The 14083-nt window shown below is 66.3% G+C and carries 16 protein-coding genes; 3 read left to right on the top strand and 13 right to left on the bottom strand.

Going from position 1 to position 14083, the window contains the following annotated elements; translation table 11 throughout:
• Positions 1-9: 9 nt before the first annotated feature.
• From fliN to fliF, 9 genes are all read right to left on the bottom strand, one after another.
• The gene (gene fliN / locus J8847_RS23045) at positions 10-447 is read right to left on the bottom strand and encodes a flagellar motor switch protein FliN (protein ID WP_211527019.1); all 438 of its coding nucleotides are present in this window, start codon (positions 445-447) and stop codon (positions 10-12) included.
• A gap of 18 nt (positions 448-465) precedes the next feature.
• Positions 466-1449, bottom strand: coding sequence for a flagellar motor switch protein FliM (gene fliM, locus J8847_RS23040; RefSeq protein WP_211527018.1), 984 nt, complete (start codon positions 1447-1449; stop codon positions 466-468).
• A 9-nt stretch (positions 1450-1458) separates the two neighbouring features.
• On the bottom strand, positions 1459-1998 hold the full coding sequence (gene fliL / locus J8847_RS23035) for a flagellar basal body-associated protein FliL (RefSeq protein ID WP_211527017.1): 540 nt from the start codon (positions 1996-1998) through the stop codon (positions 1459-1461).
• Positions 1999-2234: 236 nt separating this feature from the next.
• Entirely contained in the window at positions 2235-3500 is a 1266-nt protein-coding gene (locus tag J8847_RS23030) for a flagellar hook-length control protein FliK (protein ID WP_211527016.1), read from the bottom strand.
• 7 nt (positions 3501-3507) lie between these two features.
• Positions 3508-3948 (bottom strand): flagellar export protein FliJ, encoded by a 441-nt coding sequence (gene fliJ / locus J8847_RS23025; protein WP_211527015.1) that lies wholly within the window; start codon positions 3946-3948, stop codon positions 3508-3510.
• A 37-nt stretch (positions 3949-3985) separates the two neighbouring features.
• A complete protein-coding gene (gene fliI / locus J8847_RS23020; RefSeq protein ID WP_211527014.1) occupies positions 3986-5383 on the bottom strand; it encodes a flagellar protein export ATPase FliI in 1398 nt (465 codons plus the stop codon).
• Positions 5383-6090 carry a flagellar assembly protein FliH gene (gene fliH / locus J8847_RS23015; RefSeq protein ID WP_211527013.1) on the bottom strand — a complete coding sequence of 236 codons (708 nt, stop codon included), beginning with the start codon at positions 6088-6090 and terminating at the stop codon, positions 5383-5385. The genes fliI and fliH overlap by 1 nt, the downstream gene beginning before the upstream one ends.
• On the bottom strand, positions 6090-7094 hold the full coding sequence (fliG, locus tag J8847_RS23010) for a flagellar motor switch protein FliG (protein ID WP_211527012.1): 1005 nt from the start codon (positions 7092-7094) through the stop codon (positions 6090-6092). The genes fliH and fliG overlap by 1 nt, the downstream gene beginning before the upstream one ends.
• Positions 7087-8787, bottom strand: a complete 1701-nt coding sequence (gene fliF, locus J8847_RS23005) for a flagellar basal-body MS-ring/collar protein FliF (RefSeq protein WP_211527011.1) — start codon at positions 8785-8787, stop codon at positions 7087-7089. The genes fliG and fliF overlap by 8 nt, the downstream gene beginning before the upstream one ends.
• A gap of 189 nt (positions 8788-8976) precedes the next feature.
• On the opposite strand from fliF, the gene fliE reads away from it, so the two are divergent.
• On the top strand, positions 8977-9348 hold the full coding sequence (gene fliE / locus J8847_RS23000) for a flagellar hook-basal body complex protein FliE (protein WP_211527010.1): 372 nt from the start codon (positions 8977-8979) through the stop codon (positions 9346-9348).
• Positions 9349-9644: 296 nt separating this feature from the next.
• On the opposite strand, the gene J8847_RS22995 is transcribed toward fliE, so the two are convergent.
• Both J8847_RS22995 and J8847_RS22990 read right to left on the bottom strand, forming a co-directional pair.
• Entirely contained in the window at positions 9645-9863 is a 219-nt protein-coding gene (locus J8847_RS22995) for a DUF4287 domain-containing protein (RefSeq protein WP_211527009.1), read from the bottom strand.
• Positions 9864-9953: 90 nt separating this feature from the next.
• Positions 9954-10766, bottom strand: coding sequence for an alpha/beta fold hydrolase (locus J8847_RS22990; RefSeq protein ID WP_211527008.1), 813 nt, complete (start codon positions 10764-10766; stop codon positions 9954-9956).
• Positions 10767-11114: 348 nt separating this feature from the next.
• Here J8847_RS22990 and J8847_RS22985 point away from each other — a divergent pair, with 348 nt between their 5' ends.
• Complete coding sequence (locus J8847_RS22985; protein ID WP_211527007.1) at positions 11115-11675, top strand: PEP-CTERM sorting domain-containing protein; 561 nt, start codon at positions 11115-11117, stop codon at positions 11673-11675.
• A 58-nt stretch (positions 11676-11733) separates the two neighbouring features.
• Here J8847_RS22985 and J8847_RS22980 read toward each other — a convergent pair whose 3' ends face one another.
• Positions 11734-12183, bottom strand: coding sequence for an Rrf2 family transcriptional regulator (locus J8847_RS22980; protein ID WP_211527006.1), 450 nt, complete (start codon positions 12181-12183; stop codon positions 11734-11736).
• Between the two features lie 147 nt (positions 12184-12330).
• Here J8847_RS22980 and J8847_RS22975 point away from each other — a divergent pair, with 147 nt between their 5' ends.
• Positions 12331-12960, top strand: coding sequence for a response regulator transcription factor (locus J8847_RS22975; RefSeq protein WP_229513162.1), 630 nt, complete (start codon positions 12331-12333; stop codon positions 12958-12960).
• 12 nt (positions 12961-12972) lie between these two features.
• Here the strand turns inward: J8847_RS22975 and J8847_RS22970 are convergent.
• The coding region (locus J8847_RS22970; RefSeq protein WP_211527005.1) for an HD domain-containing phosphohydrolase at positions 12973-14083 on the bottom strand (1111 nt) is incomplete at its 5' end.

The following is a 14083-nucleotide window of genomic DNA, read 5'->3' as shown; positions in this document are numbered from 1 at the left end:
TGCGCTTGGTCATTTATTCAGTTTTCGGATCCGTTCAGATGGCGTGATGATATCAGTGAGTCGGATACCGAACTTGTCGTTCACGACCACGACCTCGCCCTGCGCGATCAGGCAGCCGTTGACCAGCACGTCCATCGGCTCGCCGGCCAGGCCGTCCAGCTCGACCACCGAGCCCTGCGCCAGCTGCAGCAGGTTCTTGATGGCGATCTTGGTGCGGCCCAGTTCCACCGTCAGCTGGACCGGGATGTCGAGGATGAAGTCGATGTCGTTCGGGGTCTCGTTGCGCGCGCCCTTGTTCGAGAAATCCTGGAACACGGCAGCGGCCGGGGCGGCTGCCGCCGTCTGCTGCTGGCGCTCGAGCGCCGCCGCTTCGGCCGCGGCCTGCTCGGCAATCGCCGCGCCCCAATCGTCGTCGAGGCTGCCCTGATCGTCCTGGGTGTCAGACATGATGCTCTCCTGTATTGCTTATTTGCTGAATGTGTCGCTGTTGGCGAGCAGTTTCTCGACCTTCAGCGCATATTGACCGTTGTGCACGCCGTAGCTGCAATCCATCACGGGGACGCCGTCCACCGTGGCCTGCAGGGTTTGCGGCACGCTGAGGGGGATGACGTCGCCCACCTTCATGTTGAGAATCTCGTCGAAGTTCGCCTTGCCGTGGCCCAACACCGCCACCAGCTCGACCTCGGCCACCTGGATCTGCTGGGTCATCAGGCGCACCCAGCGCTTGTCGACTTCCAGGGCCTCGCCCTGGATGCTCGAGGTCAGCGCATCGCGGATCGGCTCGATCATCGAGTAGGGCATGCAGAAGTGGATCTGGCCCGACACCGAGCCCAGCTCGACCGTGAAGGTGCAGGACACCACGACCTCGTTCGGGGTCGCGATGTTGGCGAACTGCGTGTTCATCTCGGAACGGATGTACTCGAACTCGATCGGGTACACCGGTTCCCACGACTTGGCATAGGCCTCGAACACGATGTCGAGGATGCGCATGATGATGCGCTGCTCGGTCTGGGTAAAGTCGCGGCCTTCCACGCGCGTGTGGAAGCGGCCGTCGCCGCCGAACAGGTTGTCCACCAGCAGGAACACCAGGCCCGGATCGAAGACCATCAGCGCAGTGCCGCGCAGGGGCTTCATGTGGATCAGGTTCAGGTTGGTGGGGACCACCAGGTTGCGGATGAATTCGCTGTACTTCGAGACCCGCACCGAGCCCACCGAGACCTCGGCGCTGCGGCGCAGGAAGTTGAACAGGCCGACCCGCAGATACCTGGCGAAACGCTCGTTGATGATCTCGAGCGTCGGCATGCGGCCGCGGACGATCCGCTCCTGCGTTGCCAGGTTATATGTGCGTACCCCCGAGGTGTCTTCAGGCGTCGCAATGTCGTCCTGATCGCCGTTGACCCCTTTTAAGAGGGCATCGACTTCTTCCTGTGAGAGGAAATTATCGGCCATGGTGCTTCTTTACTGAATAATGAACGAGGTAAACAATACGTCGGTCACGTCCTGTTCGTCGCCATCTTTCTCGAAAGGCTGCTGGACGGCTGCCAGGATCTCGGCCGCCAGCTGCTGCTTGCCCTCGACGGTGCTGATCTCGGACGCCTTCTTGCCGGACAAGAGCAGCAGCACGCGGTTGCGCACCACGGCCATGTTGTCCTTCACCAATTGAACCTGTTCGGCGCCGGCGACCTGCAAGGTGAACTGTACCTGCAAATACTGTTCGCCGTTTTCCGGCTGCAGGTTCACGGTGAAGGACTCGACCGGGACATACTCGGCCTTGACGTCGTCGTCGCTCTTTTTCTTCTTGCTCTTCTTGCTTTCCTTGGCCGGGGCTTCCTCGGCGTGCGCGCCGGACTGGCTGAAGTACCAGCCGCCGCCCGCGCCCGCGCCGAGCACCAGGACCGCCGCGGCGACCATGATGATCAGCTTTTTCTTCGAGCCGGTGGGCGCCGCTGCTGCCGCATCCGCTTTCGGATCGGCCTTCGTTTTCGGATTCGCTTTCAAGATCTTCCTACTGCCTGTTGGTTGTGTCCGTCATTATGGCATTGTCGCGGATAGATGCGTCTGGGCAAGCCTCGAAAAGAGGGGAGAAGGGGCGGCTTTCCCTGCGATTGTTGCGCGCGCGTGATGACGAATTGAAAAAAGGACGGCAAATTGTTAGTGCATCAAGGTCCCGTTAGCCGAAAGACCGTCGCCCCGGCGAAGGCCGGAGCGACGGTCTTTGAGGGTAACTAATACTGTTAAGCGAAGGTGTCGACCATGCCGCGGTCGCCCACCGCTACGGTACGAGCGCTACGCGGTGCGCTCTCCGTCGAATTCCCGTTGCCGCCCGCATCGCGGCCGTTGCCATTCAGCCCGGAGGCGCCGCCATTGCCACGGCGCTCCCCATCCTGCGAAGCCTGGCGCTGGTCCGGCATGCCCGCATCCACCGTCGCATTACCCAGCGCGATACCGCTCTCGCTCATCATCTCGCGCAGTTTGGGAATCGCGTTTTCCAGGGCCTGGCGCACCTCCAGCTGGTTCGACGAGAACTGCACGCTGGCCTGGTCGTTGCTCACGTTCAGCACCACCTGCACCGGGCCGAGATCCGGCGGGTTCAGGGTCAGGGTGGCGGCTTGTTCCTTGCCGACCATGTAGACGATGCGCTGGCTGACCTGGTTGTCCCAGCCCTGGCTGCCCACCCGCGCCGGGATGCGGTCGGCCGGCACGGCGGCCGGCTGCACCGCTTCCAGCTTGGCGGCCTGGGCCTGCAGCTGGGTGACGCTCGGGGCCGGCGCTTCGGCGGCGGCCTGCTGCTGGCTCGCTTCGCGCAGCTGGGCCTGGAACTGGCCGGCGTCCGGCTTGGCCTGCGGCATGGCGGCCGCGTCCTCGCCGGCAGGCAGCTCGACAGGCGCGCGCTCGACGCCGGTGGCCGCGGCGAGGCCGGTCGATGCGGTGTCCTGGGGCAGGGCTTCGGCCTCGAGCGCCAGGCCGTCCTGGCCTGCCTTGATCTGCTGGAAGGCCGACTCCAGCGCGTCGGCCGGCGCGGCTTCCGCTGCCACCGGTGCGGCTGGGGCCGGCTGGGCCAGGCTGGCCATGAAGGCCAGCATGTCGGTCACGGGCGCCGTGGCGGCCTCGGCGGCTGCGCTGGCAGCTGCCGCGTCCTTGCTTTCCTCGCTGCCTTCGGCCGCATCCGCGTTCGCGGTCTTGGCCGCCGGGGCCTCGTCCCTGGAAGTTGCCTGGGTCTGCTTGGCCGGCTCGCGATTCGCGGTGCGCTGCGCCTGGGCCGGCTTGTCGCCAGCATTCGGCTTGGCGCCGGCCGCTTTGTTCTGCTGGGCGGCCGGGGCAGGGGCCGCCTGCTGCTGCGGCATCGCCTGGCGCTGGGCGAGCTCGCGCGAGAGCGTGTCGCCGAAGGCCTTGCCGCCGTCGGCGGCCGCGCCCGGCAGCGCGCTGGCGCGCTGCAGTTGGGAACCTGCGGCGTTGGCGCCGGCAACCTGGAACGGGAGGGTGGTGGTCTGCATCGTCATGATAGGTTCAGCGTTTGTAGAAGGCGCCACGGGCCGCGTGGTCGTCCATCAGTTTCTGGTCGCGCTTGTTCTCGATCTTCAAAGTCTCGGCCGCGGCGCGTTCGCTCAAGGTGCGGTAGGACAGGCGCTTGCGCTCGCTTTCCTGCCATGCCGTCTTTTCCACACTGGCCTTGTACTGCGCGTGCTTGATGACTTCGCGCTGGCCATTGAGCGCGTTGTCCAGCTTGCCGATGAAGGCGACAAAATTGTGATACGCGAAGGGCGTGATGCCGGCCAGCTGGGCCGCATCCAGCTTGCGTGCGTACTCGTCGCGGTAGCCGACCAGCATCTCCAGCTTCTGCTCCGCCTCCTCGACCGCCTTCAGGGCGACGCCGAGACGCTTGGCGGCAGCGTCGGATTCGCGCTGGGCCAGGTCGATCAGGGTTTCGAGAGCGGAAGCTTGGGCCATAATGGATCAAAGTATAGTTCCGCCAAGCATCTCCCGATCACTGGAATAGAGAGGTAAGTTGCCCCAAGCTCTCGGGCAAGCCCACGTTGTCGTGGATTTCCTGGCACAGGAAGCCCTCGATGTCGCCGTGCTTGGCGATGGCCTGGTCCAGCACCGGGTCGCTGCCCGGTGCATAGGCGCCGACGCTGATCAGGTCGCGCGAGCGCTGGTAGCGCGAGTACAGCTGCTTGAGCTTGCGCGCCGCCAGCTGGTGTTCGTGGGTGGTGATGCCGTGCATGGCGCGCGAGATCGATTGCTCGATGTCGATCGCCGGATAGTGGCCGGCCTCGGCCAGGTGGCGGTTCAGCACGATGTGGCCGTCCAGGATACCGCGCGCCGCATCCGCGATCGGGTCCTGCTGGTCGTCGCCCTCGGACAGCACCGTATAGAAGGCGGTGATCGAGCCGCCGCCCTCGACGCCGTTGCCGGCGCGTTCGACCAGCACCGGCAGCTTGGCGAACACCGACGGCGGATAGCCCTTGGTGGCGGGCGGCTCGCCGATGGCCAGGGCGATCTCGCGCTGGGCCATGGCGTAGCGGGTCAGCGAATCCATGATGAGCAGGACGTTCTTGCCCTGGTCGCGGAAGTGCTCGGCAATCGCCGTGGCATAGGCGGCGCCCTGCAGGCGCATCAGGGGAGGGGCGTCGGCCGGCGCGGCCACCACGGCCGAGCGGGCGCGGCCGTCCGGGCCCAGGATCTGCTCGATGAATTCCTTCACCTCGCGGCCCCGTTCGCCGATCAGGCCGACCACGATGACTTCGGCTTCGGTATAGCGCGCGATCATCCCGAGCAGCACCGACTTGCCGACACCGGTACCGGCGAACAGGCCCAGGCGCTGGCCGCGGCCCACGGTCAGCATGGCGTTGATGGCGCGCACGCCCACGTCCAGGGTGTCCTTGATCGGCGCGCGGTCGAGCGGGTTGACCGGGCGGGCGTTGAGCGGCGCCACTTCGTGGGTGCCGAGCGGGCCCAGGCCGTCGAGCGGGCGGCCGGCGCCGTCCACCACCCGGCCGAGCAGCTGCTCGCCCACCGGCAGGTGGCGCGCGCGGTCGCTCGGGCGGCGGCGCGGGTGCGGCACGCTGCCCGGCTTCGGCAGCACGCTTTCGACCGGGAACACGCGCGAGCCGGGCACCACGCCCTCCACGTCGCTCTGCGGCATCAGGAACAGGCGCTCGCCCTCGAAGCCGACCACTTCGGCCTCGATGTGGCCGTTGGCGGTCGGGATGGTGCAGGCGCTGCCCACCGCCAGGCGCAGGCCGACGCATTCCATCACCAGGCCGGCCACGCGCGTCACGCGTCCCGACACCTGCATCGGCTCGGCGAAGCCCACCAGGGCGTCGCAGTCGCGGAGGAAGGACTTCCAGCGCGCGGTGTGGCGGTCGGCGGTCGTGCTCATTACTGTCCCATCCATTCGACATTGGCGCCCAGCGCATGCGTCAGGCGGTGCCAGCGGGCCTGGGCCTGGGCGTCGATCTGGTTGCTCGCGGTCTCGACCTTGCAGCCGCCGCGCGCGATCGTCGCGTCTTCGATGATGCGCCAGCCGCCCTTGGTCAGCTCGTCGGCCATGCCCTGGCGCACGATCAGCGCGTCTTCCGGGTGCAGGCTCAGCAGCGCAGGCTGCTGCAGCACCGGCAGGTAGCCGATGGCTTCGCGCACGATGGGGACGATCAGCTCGGGGCGCACATCGAAGGCGGTGCGCACCATGCCGCGCGCCAGGCGCAGGGCCAGTTCCAGCACGTCGGCGGCGATGGTCTCGTCGGCTGCGGCGACCGCGTCGCCGAAGGTGGCGGCGATCGAACGCATCTGCTCCAGCTCGGCGGCCGACTCGGTCTGGCCGGCTTCGGCGCCGTCGGCATAGCCCTGGGCGCGGCCCTCGGCATAGCCTTGCTCGCGGCCTTCCTGCAAGCCTTGCAGGTAGCCTTCCTGGCGTGCGGCTTCGCGCATCGCCTCGATTTCTTCCACGCTCGGCAACACCACCTGGGGGACGATCTCCACCGGGGCAGGAGCGGGCTGCTCCTCGCGCTGGGCACTTCGGCGCTCCTTGTCGAAGGAGGCCATTTCCCAGCGCTGGTAGGCGCTCTGCAGTTCTTTCGGAATCACCATCAGACGAAGGAATCCTCACCTTTACCGCCCAGCACGATCTGGCCTTCGTCAGCCAGGCGGCGGACGATCTGCAGGATCTGCTTCTGCTGGGTTTCCACTTCCGACAGGCGCACCGGACCTTTCGATTCCAGGTCCTCGCGCATCATTTCGCTGGCACGCTGCGACATGTTCTTGAAGATTTTCTCGCGCAGGTCCTGCGAGGCGCCTTTCAGCGCGATGATCAGCATCTCCGACTGCACTTCGCGCAGCAGCAGCTGGATGCCGCGGTCGTCGATGTCGATGATGTTGTCGAACACGAACATCTCGTCCATGATCTTCTGCGCCATGTCGTTGTCGTAGTTCTTGATGTTGTCCATGACGGCCGCTTCCTGCTCGCCGCTCATGAAGTTCAAGATCTCGGCAGCGGTGCGCACGCCGCCCAGCGACGATTTCTTGATGTTCTCGTTGCCCGACAGCAGCTTGGTCAGCACGTCGTTCAGCTCGCGCAAGGCGGCCGGCTGCACGCCGTCCAGGGTGGCGATACGCAGCACCACGTCGTTACGCAAGCGCTCGGTAAAGTGTGACAGGATTTCGCAGGACTGGTCGCGCTCGAGGTGCACCAGGATGGTGGCGATGATCTGCGGGTGCTCGTTGCGGATCAGTTCCGCGACCGAGGTCGAGTCCATCCACTTCAGGCTCTCGATACCCGAGGCGTCCTTGCCGCCCAGGATACGGTTGAGCAGCACGGCGGCCTTGTCGTCGCCCAGCGCCTTGGTCAGCACCTGGCGGATGTATTCGTCCGAATCCAGGCCCACGGTCGAGTGCAGGTTGGTTTCCACGACGAAGTCTTCCAGCACCGTCACCACCTGCTCGTGCTGCACCGCCTTCATCTGCGCCATCGCGGCGCCCAGCTTGAGCACTTCGCGCGGGCCGAGGAACTTCATCACCTCGGCCGCTTCGGCCTCGCCCAGCGCCAGCATCAGGATCGCCGCCTTGTTGGTGGCGTCTTTGTCTTTATCACTCATTGGAACCCAACCATGCCTTGATTACGTTTGCGACGATGCGCGGATCTTCGCGCGCCAGGTCCTGCGCCACTTTCAGGTTGGCGCGGTAGCCCTGCGCCCGGCGTTGCTGCTCGACTTCCTCGACTTCTTCCTGCATCGCTTCCTCGGCCGCGGCGGCGGCTTCGGCCTCGGCTTCCTCGTCGATCTTTTCCTCTTCCGGGATCGCGGTGGCCTCGTCGAACTTCTTGATCGCCGGGCGCAGCAGCGGGCGCAGGAAGCGGAAGTAGAGGAAGGCGATCACGGCGGCGACAAAAGCGTAGCGGGCGACTTCCTTGAACAGCGGGAAGTTGGCCGGGTCGCTCCACCATTCCATAGGCTTGATGTCCTCGGCCGGCTTGTCGACGCCGTCGAACGGGGCATTGGCCACGTTCAGGGTGTCGCCGCGCTGCTGGTTATAGCCCATCGCCTGCTTGACCAGCTCGTTGATCTGGGCCACTTCGGCGGCCGCCAGCGGACGCACAGTGACCTTGCCGGTCTTCGGATCGACGATGCGGCGGTAGTTCACCACCACGCCCACGGTCAGGCGCTTGATGCCGCCCATCGGACGCTGTTCGTAGCGGATGGTCTTGTCGACTTCGTAGTTGGTGGTCGAATCCTTGCGGCTCGGGCCGGCGGCGGGCTGGGCGCCGTTCGGCGGCAGCTGGCCTTCGACCGGGGCCGCGTTCACGCCCGGCGGCTGGTTCGACAGCGCGCCCGGGATGCCCGAGGCGCCGGCGCCTTGCTGGGTCGATTCCGAGGTTTGCTGGCTGCGGATCGCCTGCGGCTCCGGCGGCGAATTCGGCTTGTACATCTCGGCCGCGGTGTCGACCTGGGCGAAGTCGATCTCGGCGGTGGCTTCGGCACGCACATTGCCTTCGCCGACGATCGGCTTGATGATCGATTCCACCTGCTTGATGATGTTCTGCTGGACCGTGTCGACGTACTTGAGCTGGGTGGCGTCGAGCTGCTTGCTGCCGGCGCCCTTGTTCGAGGTGTCCGAGAGCAGGGTGCCGTTCTGGTCGACCACGGTCACGTTGCCGATGGTCAGTTCCGGCACGCTGGAAGCGACCAGGTGCACGATGGCGCTGACCTGGCCCGGATCGAGGGCGCGGCCCGGCTGCAGGTTGAGCAGGACGGAAGCGGTGGGCTTTTGCTGGTCGCGCACGAAGACCGAGGGCTTTGGCAGCGCCAGGTGGACGCGCGCATTGCTGACCGAGCCGAGCGACTGGATGGAGCGCGCCAGCTCGCCTTCGAGCGAGCGCTGGTAATTGACCTGTTCCAGGAACTGGGACGTGCCCAGTTTCTGGTTTTCCATCAGTTCGAAACCGACGTTGCCGCCCTTGGGCAGGCCCTGGGCCGCCAGCTTCAGGCGCAGGTCGTGGATCTGCTCGGCCGGCACCAGGATCGCGCTGCCGCCTTCGGAGAATTTGTACGGAACCGCCATCTGGTCCAGCGCGGCGGTGATGGCGCCGCCGTCGCGGTCGCTGTAGTTCGAGAACAGCACGCGGTATTCCGGCGCTTGGCTCCACATCCAGACCGCCACCATGATCGCCAGGATGATGGCCACGCCGCCGCCCGCCGCGACGCGCTTGCCCATCGTCGTCTGGAAAAAGGTCGGGGCCGCGGCCGGTGCCGAGTCAGGGGTGTCGATCAGTTCTTCCGCTGCTGCTGCCATGGTGGTTGTCTGTGGGTGGATTAGGGGAGCTCAGGCAGCATTATGGAGCCGTAGGGCAACATCCAAATGGGGAAACAGGGGGACTTTTCCCGCCTTCTTCACGCTTCGGTTTCGCCCCGGCGCTGATATTCTGACAGCCTGAGATCAAAGGGTTTGATTCTACAAGGCAATAATAGGCAGGAGAAGAACATGAGTATTGGCGGCATCGGCGGCATCGACAGCAGCCGCATCCAGGCGATGATGGAGCAATTGAAGGCGGCGGCGACCAAGCCGGCTTCGGTCGTCCCGACCGCGCCGGCCGGCCTCGGCGGCATCGGCGGCGACAAGCCCGTGGCCAAGCTCGACTTCGCCGACGCCTTGCAGTCCACCTTGCAGGAAGTGAGCAACAAGTCCAGGCAGGCGGAAGAAATCGGCAAGCGCTTCGCCATGGGGGACGACACGGTCAGCCTGTCGGACACCATGATCGCCATGCAGAAATCCAGTATCGCCTTCCAGGCCACCGTCCAGGTGCGCAACAAGCTGGTGTCGGCTTATCACGACATCATGAACATGCAGGTTTGACGGCGGACAAGCTCGCAGGGGCAGGAGCCCGTTTGCGCTGTATGGATCAGTAGTTTGACTTTAATTCAGCGATGCCAGACGATGCGGGATTCTTATGCTCATCCATGTCCCAGGCTACGCTCTTCTCTCCGCACTTTGATGGATGGGAGCGTTAGTGCATGCGTCTCCGTAGTCGCCCTGTTCGCACTGTTGCGCGGCGTGTCTTGACGAGGATTCGCATCTAGCAAAGGGAGCCATCGGCTCCCTTTGTCGTGTAGGCTGGCACCTTATCCAAAGAGGCCAGGAGGGTCTGGCGCTCAGGCGCGCGCGCCAGGCTTGGCCAGATGCCAGGCGACCAGGGCATTGGCGTGGCCGTAGCCGATGCCATGCTCGTTTTTCAGCCAGTTCACCATCTCCATGTGTTTCATTCCGGTCTTGTCGCCCAGAAGACCGAGCCAGTGCGCCACCGGCTGGCCGTATTTCTTTTCGATCGAGGGGAAATAGGACGCCGGTCCTGTCGCTTTCTGATCCGTCATGTTCAGCTCCTGAAGTAAGGAAGTGCGGCTGCCTTCCTCCTGCCACGACGAACGGCGCGCTCCGGTTTCGACATCCGGATTGCATATTCTTCAGCCGCGGGCGAGGAAGGCGGCGACCCGTTGCGCCACCCAGGTTTCCCGTTCCTTGTGCGGCACGTGACGCACGTCCGGAATCAGTTCCAGCTCGGCCGGCCCGGCTACGCCTTGCGCGATGCGGCGCGGATGTTCAGGGGATCCATATTCATCCTCCACCCCGTGCAGCACCAGCGCCGGGCAGCGCACCTCGGGCAGCACGGCGTCCAGCGACCAGCCGGCAAAGCCCGGCGCCAGCCAGGTGTCGAGCCAGGCGTGCAAGACCCAGGCCGCCTTGTCGCCGTGATAGCGGGCAAGGCGCTCCAGGCTGCCCAGCCGGCGGAACGCGTCCTGCGCCACCAGGAGCCCCGCACGGGTGCGGTCTTCCACGAAGGCCTGGGCCGATTCGGTCACCAAGGCCGCGCAGGCTTGCGCAAACCCGGCCGCGCAATGGACCGCCATGCCGCCGCCGACGCTGTGCCCGAAAAGTGCGAAATGCTCCAGGCCGAAATGCTCGCGCACGAGGGCGAAGCCCTGTTGCGCCTCCTGGGCGATGAAGCCGTGGGGCAGGACGCCGCCGCGCGGGCTGGAACGGCCGAAGCCCAGGCGGTCGTAGGCGATGACGCTGCGTCCGCTCGCCGCCGCCAGGGCGGCCGGAAAGCTGCGCCAGAGTTCGACGCAGCCGAGGGAATCGTGCAGCAGCACGATGGGCGCGGTCCTCGCCGCCCCCTGCCAGGCGCGTGCGAACAGGAAGCCGTCTCCTGCGGGAATATGGTGGTCGGTGATGCGGAGTTCGTTCACGCAGTGCTTCCATGGATGCGGATTCCGCATTATCGCACCGGCCGTTCGCCAACCACGCGCCGTTCGGCCGTTCGGGCCGCTACCTCTACGGCCGCGCCAGCTACGCGTTCTGATCATTACTGCATGGCCGCAAGGCCATGTGCTACCTCGGCACCGGGCCGCTGATGCGGCCCGGTTTCTTTTTGGCAGCGCCATGTGAACGCTAGCTCCTAGCAGGATTCACAGTTGACAGTCCAGTGTCGGAATTTTTTACGCTGTGTCCTAAAAATTAGAGCAGTTTGACAGTTCTCCCTCTGGAGCCTTGGCCTGGCACGCGAATTGCATAAAAGAAGGCGTAGTTGACCAAAATCAAAACTAGAGGAAAATATGAAACAGTTCATGAAATTCGTCACCGCCGCCGCCATCTTTGCCGCTTCGGCCGCCGCAAGCGCTTCCCCGATCATCACTGATATCGACTCTACCTATAACGCGGGCAACCAGACCATCGCTGCCGGCGGATCGGCCAGCTGGACCTTCGACTTCACCCTTGCCCCCTACAACTTCGTCACCGTCCGCGATTCCATCAGCTGGGCCGAGCTGACCCTGAAACTGAAGGATGTCGGCGGCTCGAACCAGGGCGGCCTCGAGACCTTCTCCTTCCTGGTCGGTCCGGGCAATGTCCTGGTCGGCAGCGGCAGCAACGTCCCCAACGGCGAGACCCCCTACGGCCCCTACGAGATCACCGGCTCCTCGCTGACTTCGCTGAGCGACACCGGCCAGCTGCTGGTAACGGTCAAGTCGAACACCGGCACCAGTTTCAACTGGCACAGCGCTACCCTCAAGGCCACCTATGTGCGCGGCGAAGACCCGGTCGATCCGGGCCAGGTGCCGGAACCGCTGAGCGTGGCGCTGTTCGGCCTGGGCCTGGCCGGCATCGCCGCCGTACGCCGCAAGGCTTGAACGGTTCGGCAGCAGGAATGACAACGGCCGCCCTCGGGCGGCCGTTTTTCATGATGCATCAGGCTGCTTTCTTGCGGTGGAAAGCGACCGGCGTTTCGCGCGGCGCCGGCTCCGGCAACAGGGAGGCGAGGGTGTGGCGGTCCAGCTCGTCCAGGTAGGCCTTGGTGGCGCTGCCCAGCACGCCCTTGAGGCGGCAGGCCTGGACCAGGCCGCAAGGCGTGCCTTCGGGGTCGAAGCACTCGGCCATGTAGAAATCGCTTTCGCTCATGCGCACCACGGCCCCGATATTGATGTCCTCGGGCTCGTGCGCCAGCCGGAAGCCGCCGTTGCGGCCGCGGATGGTCTCGACCACGCCGTTGCGCGCCAGTTCGTTCACCACCTTCATCAGGTGGTTCTTCGAGATGCTGTGCAGGTCGGCGATCTCCTGGATCGTGACCAGGCGGTCGCGGTTGCTCCCCAGGTGCAGCAGGGTGCGCAGGGTGTAGTCGGTGAAGGAAGTCAGGCGCATGATCGTTCAAGTATAGCGCATTCGCCCGTTGGCCGAAGGCCACCCCCGGCTGCATTTTTTACATGTCTTAACTTGCCGGATCGGCCACGCCCGTTTCAAGATGGAGAACGGGCACCCGCCTGCGTCCGTCCAACCAGGAGCACGACCATGCATACGATTTCCTCCGCCGTCCATATCATGCACGCCGATCCGGTGATGACTGTCGGCCTGCATGCCATCCTCGCCGAACTGCCCGAGCTGCGCGTCAGCACCAGCCTGCGCCAGCCGGAGGGACAGCGCGTCGCGCGCGTGCTGGTGGCCGACTACGACACGGGCATCGCACTGGCGCGCCGTCCCATGCCGGAAGCCCTGCGCCACCCGGCGGTGCTGATCGTCACCCAGCTCGACAAGGAATGGGAAGTGCGCATCGCGATGGACGCCGGCGTGCACGGCTATGTGCTGCAGTCGAGCAGCCCGGAGGAAGTGCAGAAGGCGGTCGCCGCCCTGGCCCAGGGCCAGCGCTATCTCACCGAATCGGTCACGCGCAGCGTGGCCGACAGCCTGAGCCGCGAAACCCTCACCGGGCGCGAAACCGACGTCCTGCAGCTGCTGGCCCAGGGCTGCTGCAACAAGTCGATCGCCCGCAAGCTGGGCATCGGCGTGGGCACGGTCAAGACCCACGTGAAGGGCGTGATGAGCAAGCTGGACGCCACCGCGCGCACCCACGCGGTGGTGGTCGCCACCCAGCGCGGCCTGATCCGCCCGGGCGGCAGCGTGCACCAGGCCACCTATTCCTGATTCCTTCCGCGGCTAGAGCAGGCCGCGCGCCAGCGCCCGCAGCGTGGCTGCCGGGCGCGTGGCGCAGCCGAGTTCCTCCAGGGCGCGCTCCAGGTGCGCGCGCACCGCGCCGGCACTGAGGCGCATGGCGCGCGCCGCCGCGCGTTCGCTTTCTCCCCGGCTGATCCGCAGCAGCACTTCCCGTTCGCGCGCCGACAGCGCGGCCGGCACGGACGCGATTTCCTGGCTGGCCGCCGCTGTCACCAGCGCCACCGCCTCGCGGTCGAAGCGGCCGCCCGCCGCCTGGGTATCGAGCAGGGCGGTGGCGGCCACTTCCTCGTGGGCCGCGCGCCATGGACGCGGCGCGCGCAGCGCGGCGTGGGCCGCGGCGGCGGCCAGGATGCGCTGCGGCTGTCCCAGGACCGCGGCGTCCATCCCCCGGTAGTAACCGCTGCCGTCGAGCCGTTCGTAGGCTTGGGAGGCGAGCGCGCCATCCTCTTCCAGGCCGGGAATGCGCCCGAGCAGCTGCCCGGTCAAGTAGGGCGCGCGCCGCGCCGCCTCGCGTGCGTCCCCTTCCAGCCTGTTCGCTCCTTGCCACACCCGATTCGGCACGCCGGCGCGGCCCAGGCCGTGCAGCAGCGCGGCGCGCACCAGGCTGCGCTGGACGGCGTCCGGCAGGCCGGCCAGGACCGCCGCTTCGCGCGCCAGGAAGGCCACCCGGCGTCCATAGCCGGCCAGCCAGGGCAGCTTGAGTTCGACGGCATCGGCCACCGGCGCCAGCGGCGCCGACAGCGGAAGGAAGGCAGGGGCGATGGCGCTGTCCTCCGGCTGCCCCAGTTGCTCCAGCCAGGCGCCGGCGTGCTGTGCCGCCAGCTGCGCCAGCGCGGCGGGATAGCGGCGCCCGGCCAGGCGCGCGATCATGGCCAGCGCGGCGTCCAGGCCATGGGTGCGCGCCAGCAGTTCGAGGTCGCCCGCCAGCGCGGCGATCTGGCCTGTCTCGGCGCCGCGCGCGAACAGGTGGCGCAGGGCGTGTTCCACCGCCGCGGGCAGGCCCAGCATGGCGGCCAGTTCGCCCGCGACTTCGGCGTGGGCGGCGGCCAGCGCGGCGCCGCCGCGAAAGGAGCGTGGAGCAAAGGGATCGGCG

Origin of the sequence: Massilia sp. AB1, from assembly GCF_018119385.1 — a bacterium.
Taxonomy (GTDB): domain Bacteria; phylum Pseudomonadota; class Gammaproteobacteria; order Burkholderiales; family Burkholderiaceae_D; genus Telluria.
This window is presented reverse-complemented; position numbering and strand designations above follow the sequence as displayed.

Bases quoted from the DNA above. Each gene is read 5' to 3' on its own strand.
- fliJ (WP_211527015.1), bottom strand. From the start codon at position 3,948: ATGGCCCAAGCTTCCGCTCTCGAAACCCTGATCGACCTGGCCCAGCGC.
- J8847_RS22975 (WP_229513162.1), top strand. From the start codon at position 12,331: ATGCATACGATTTCCTCCGCCGTCCATATCATGCACGCCGATCCGGTG.
- fliG (WP_211527012.1), bottom strand. From the start codon at position 7,094: ATGAGTGATAAAGACAAAGACGCCACCAACAAGGCGGCGATCCTGATG.
- fliF (WP_211527011.1), bottom strand. From the start codon at position 8,787: ATGGCAGCAGCAGCGGAAGAACTGATCGACACCCCTGACTCGGCACCG.
- J8847_RS22980 (WP_211527006.1), bottom strand. From the start codon at position 12,183: ATGCGCCTGACTTCCTTCACCGACTACACCCTGCGCACCCTGCTGCAC.
- fliI (WP_211527014.1), bottom strand. From the start codon at position 5,383: ATGAGCACGACCGCCGACCGCCACACCGCGCGCTGGAAGTCCTTCCTC.
- J8847_RS22985 (WP_211527007.1), top strand. From the start codon at position 11,115: ATGAAATTCGTCACCGCCGCCGCCATCTTTGCCGCTTCGGCCGCCGCA.
- fliM (WP_211527018.1), bottom strand. From the start codon at position 1,449: ATGGCCGATAATTTCCTCTCACAGGAAGAAGTCGATGCCCTCTTAAAA.
- J8847_RS22995 (WP_211527009.1), bottom strand. From the start codon at position 9,863: ATGACGGATCAGAAAGCGACAGGACCGGCGTCCTATTTCCCCTCGATC.
- fliE (WP_211527010.1), top strand. From the start codon at position 8,977: ATGAGTATTGGCGGCATCGGCGGCATCGACAGCAGCCGCATCCAGGCG.
- fliH (WP_211527013.1), bottom strand. From the start codon at position 6,090: ATGGTGATTCCGAAAGAACTGCAGAGCGCCTACCAGCGCTGGGAAATG.
- J8847_RS22990 (WP_211527008.1), bottom strand. From the start codon at position 10,766: ATGCGGAATCCGCATCCATGGAAGCACTGCGTGAACGAACTCCGCATC.
- J8847_RS23030 (WP_211527016.1), bottom strand. From the start codon at position 3,500: ATGACGATGCAGACCACCACCCTCCCGTTCCAGGTTGCCGGCGCCAAC.
- fliN (WP_211527019.1), bottom strand. From the start codon at position 447: ATGTCTGACACCCAGGACGATCAGGGCAGCCTCGACGACGATTGGGGC.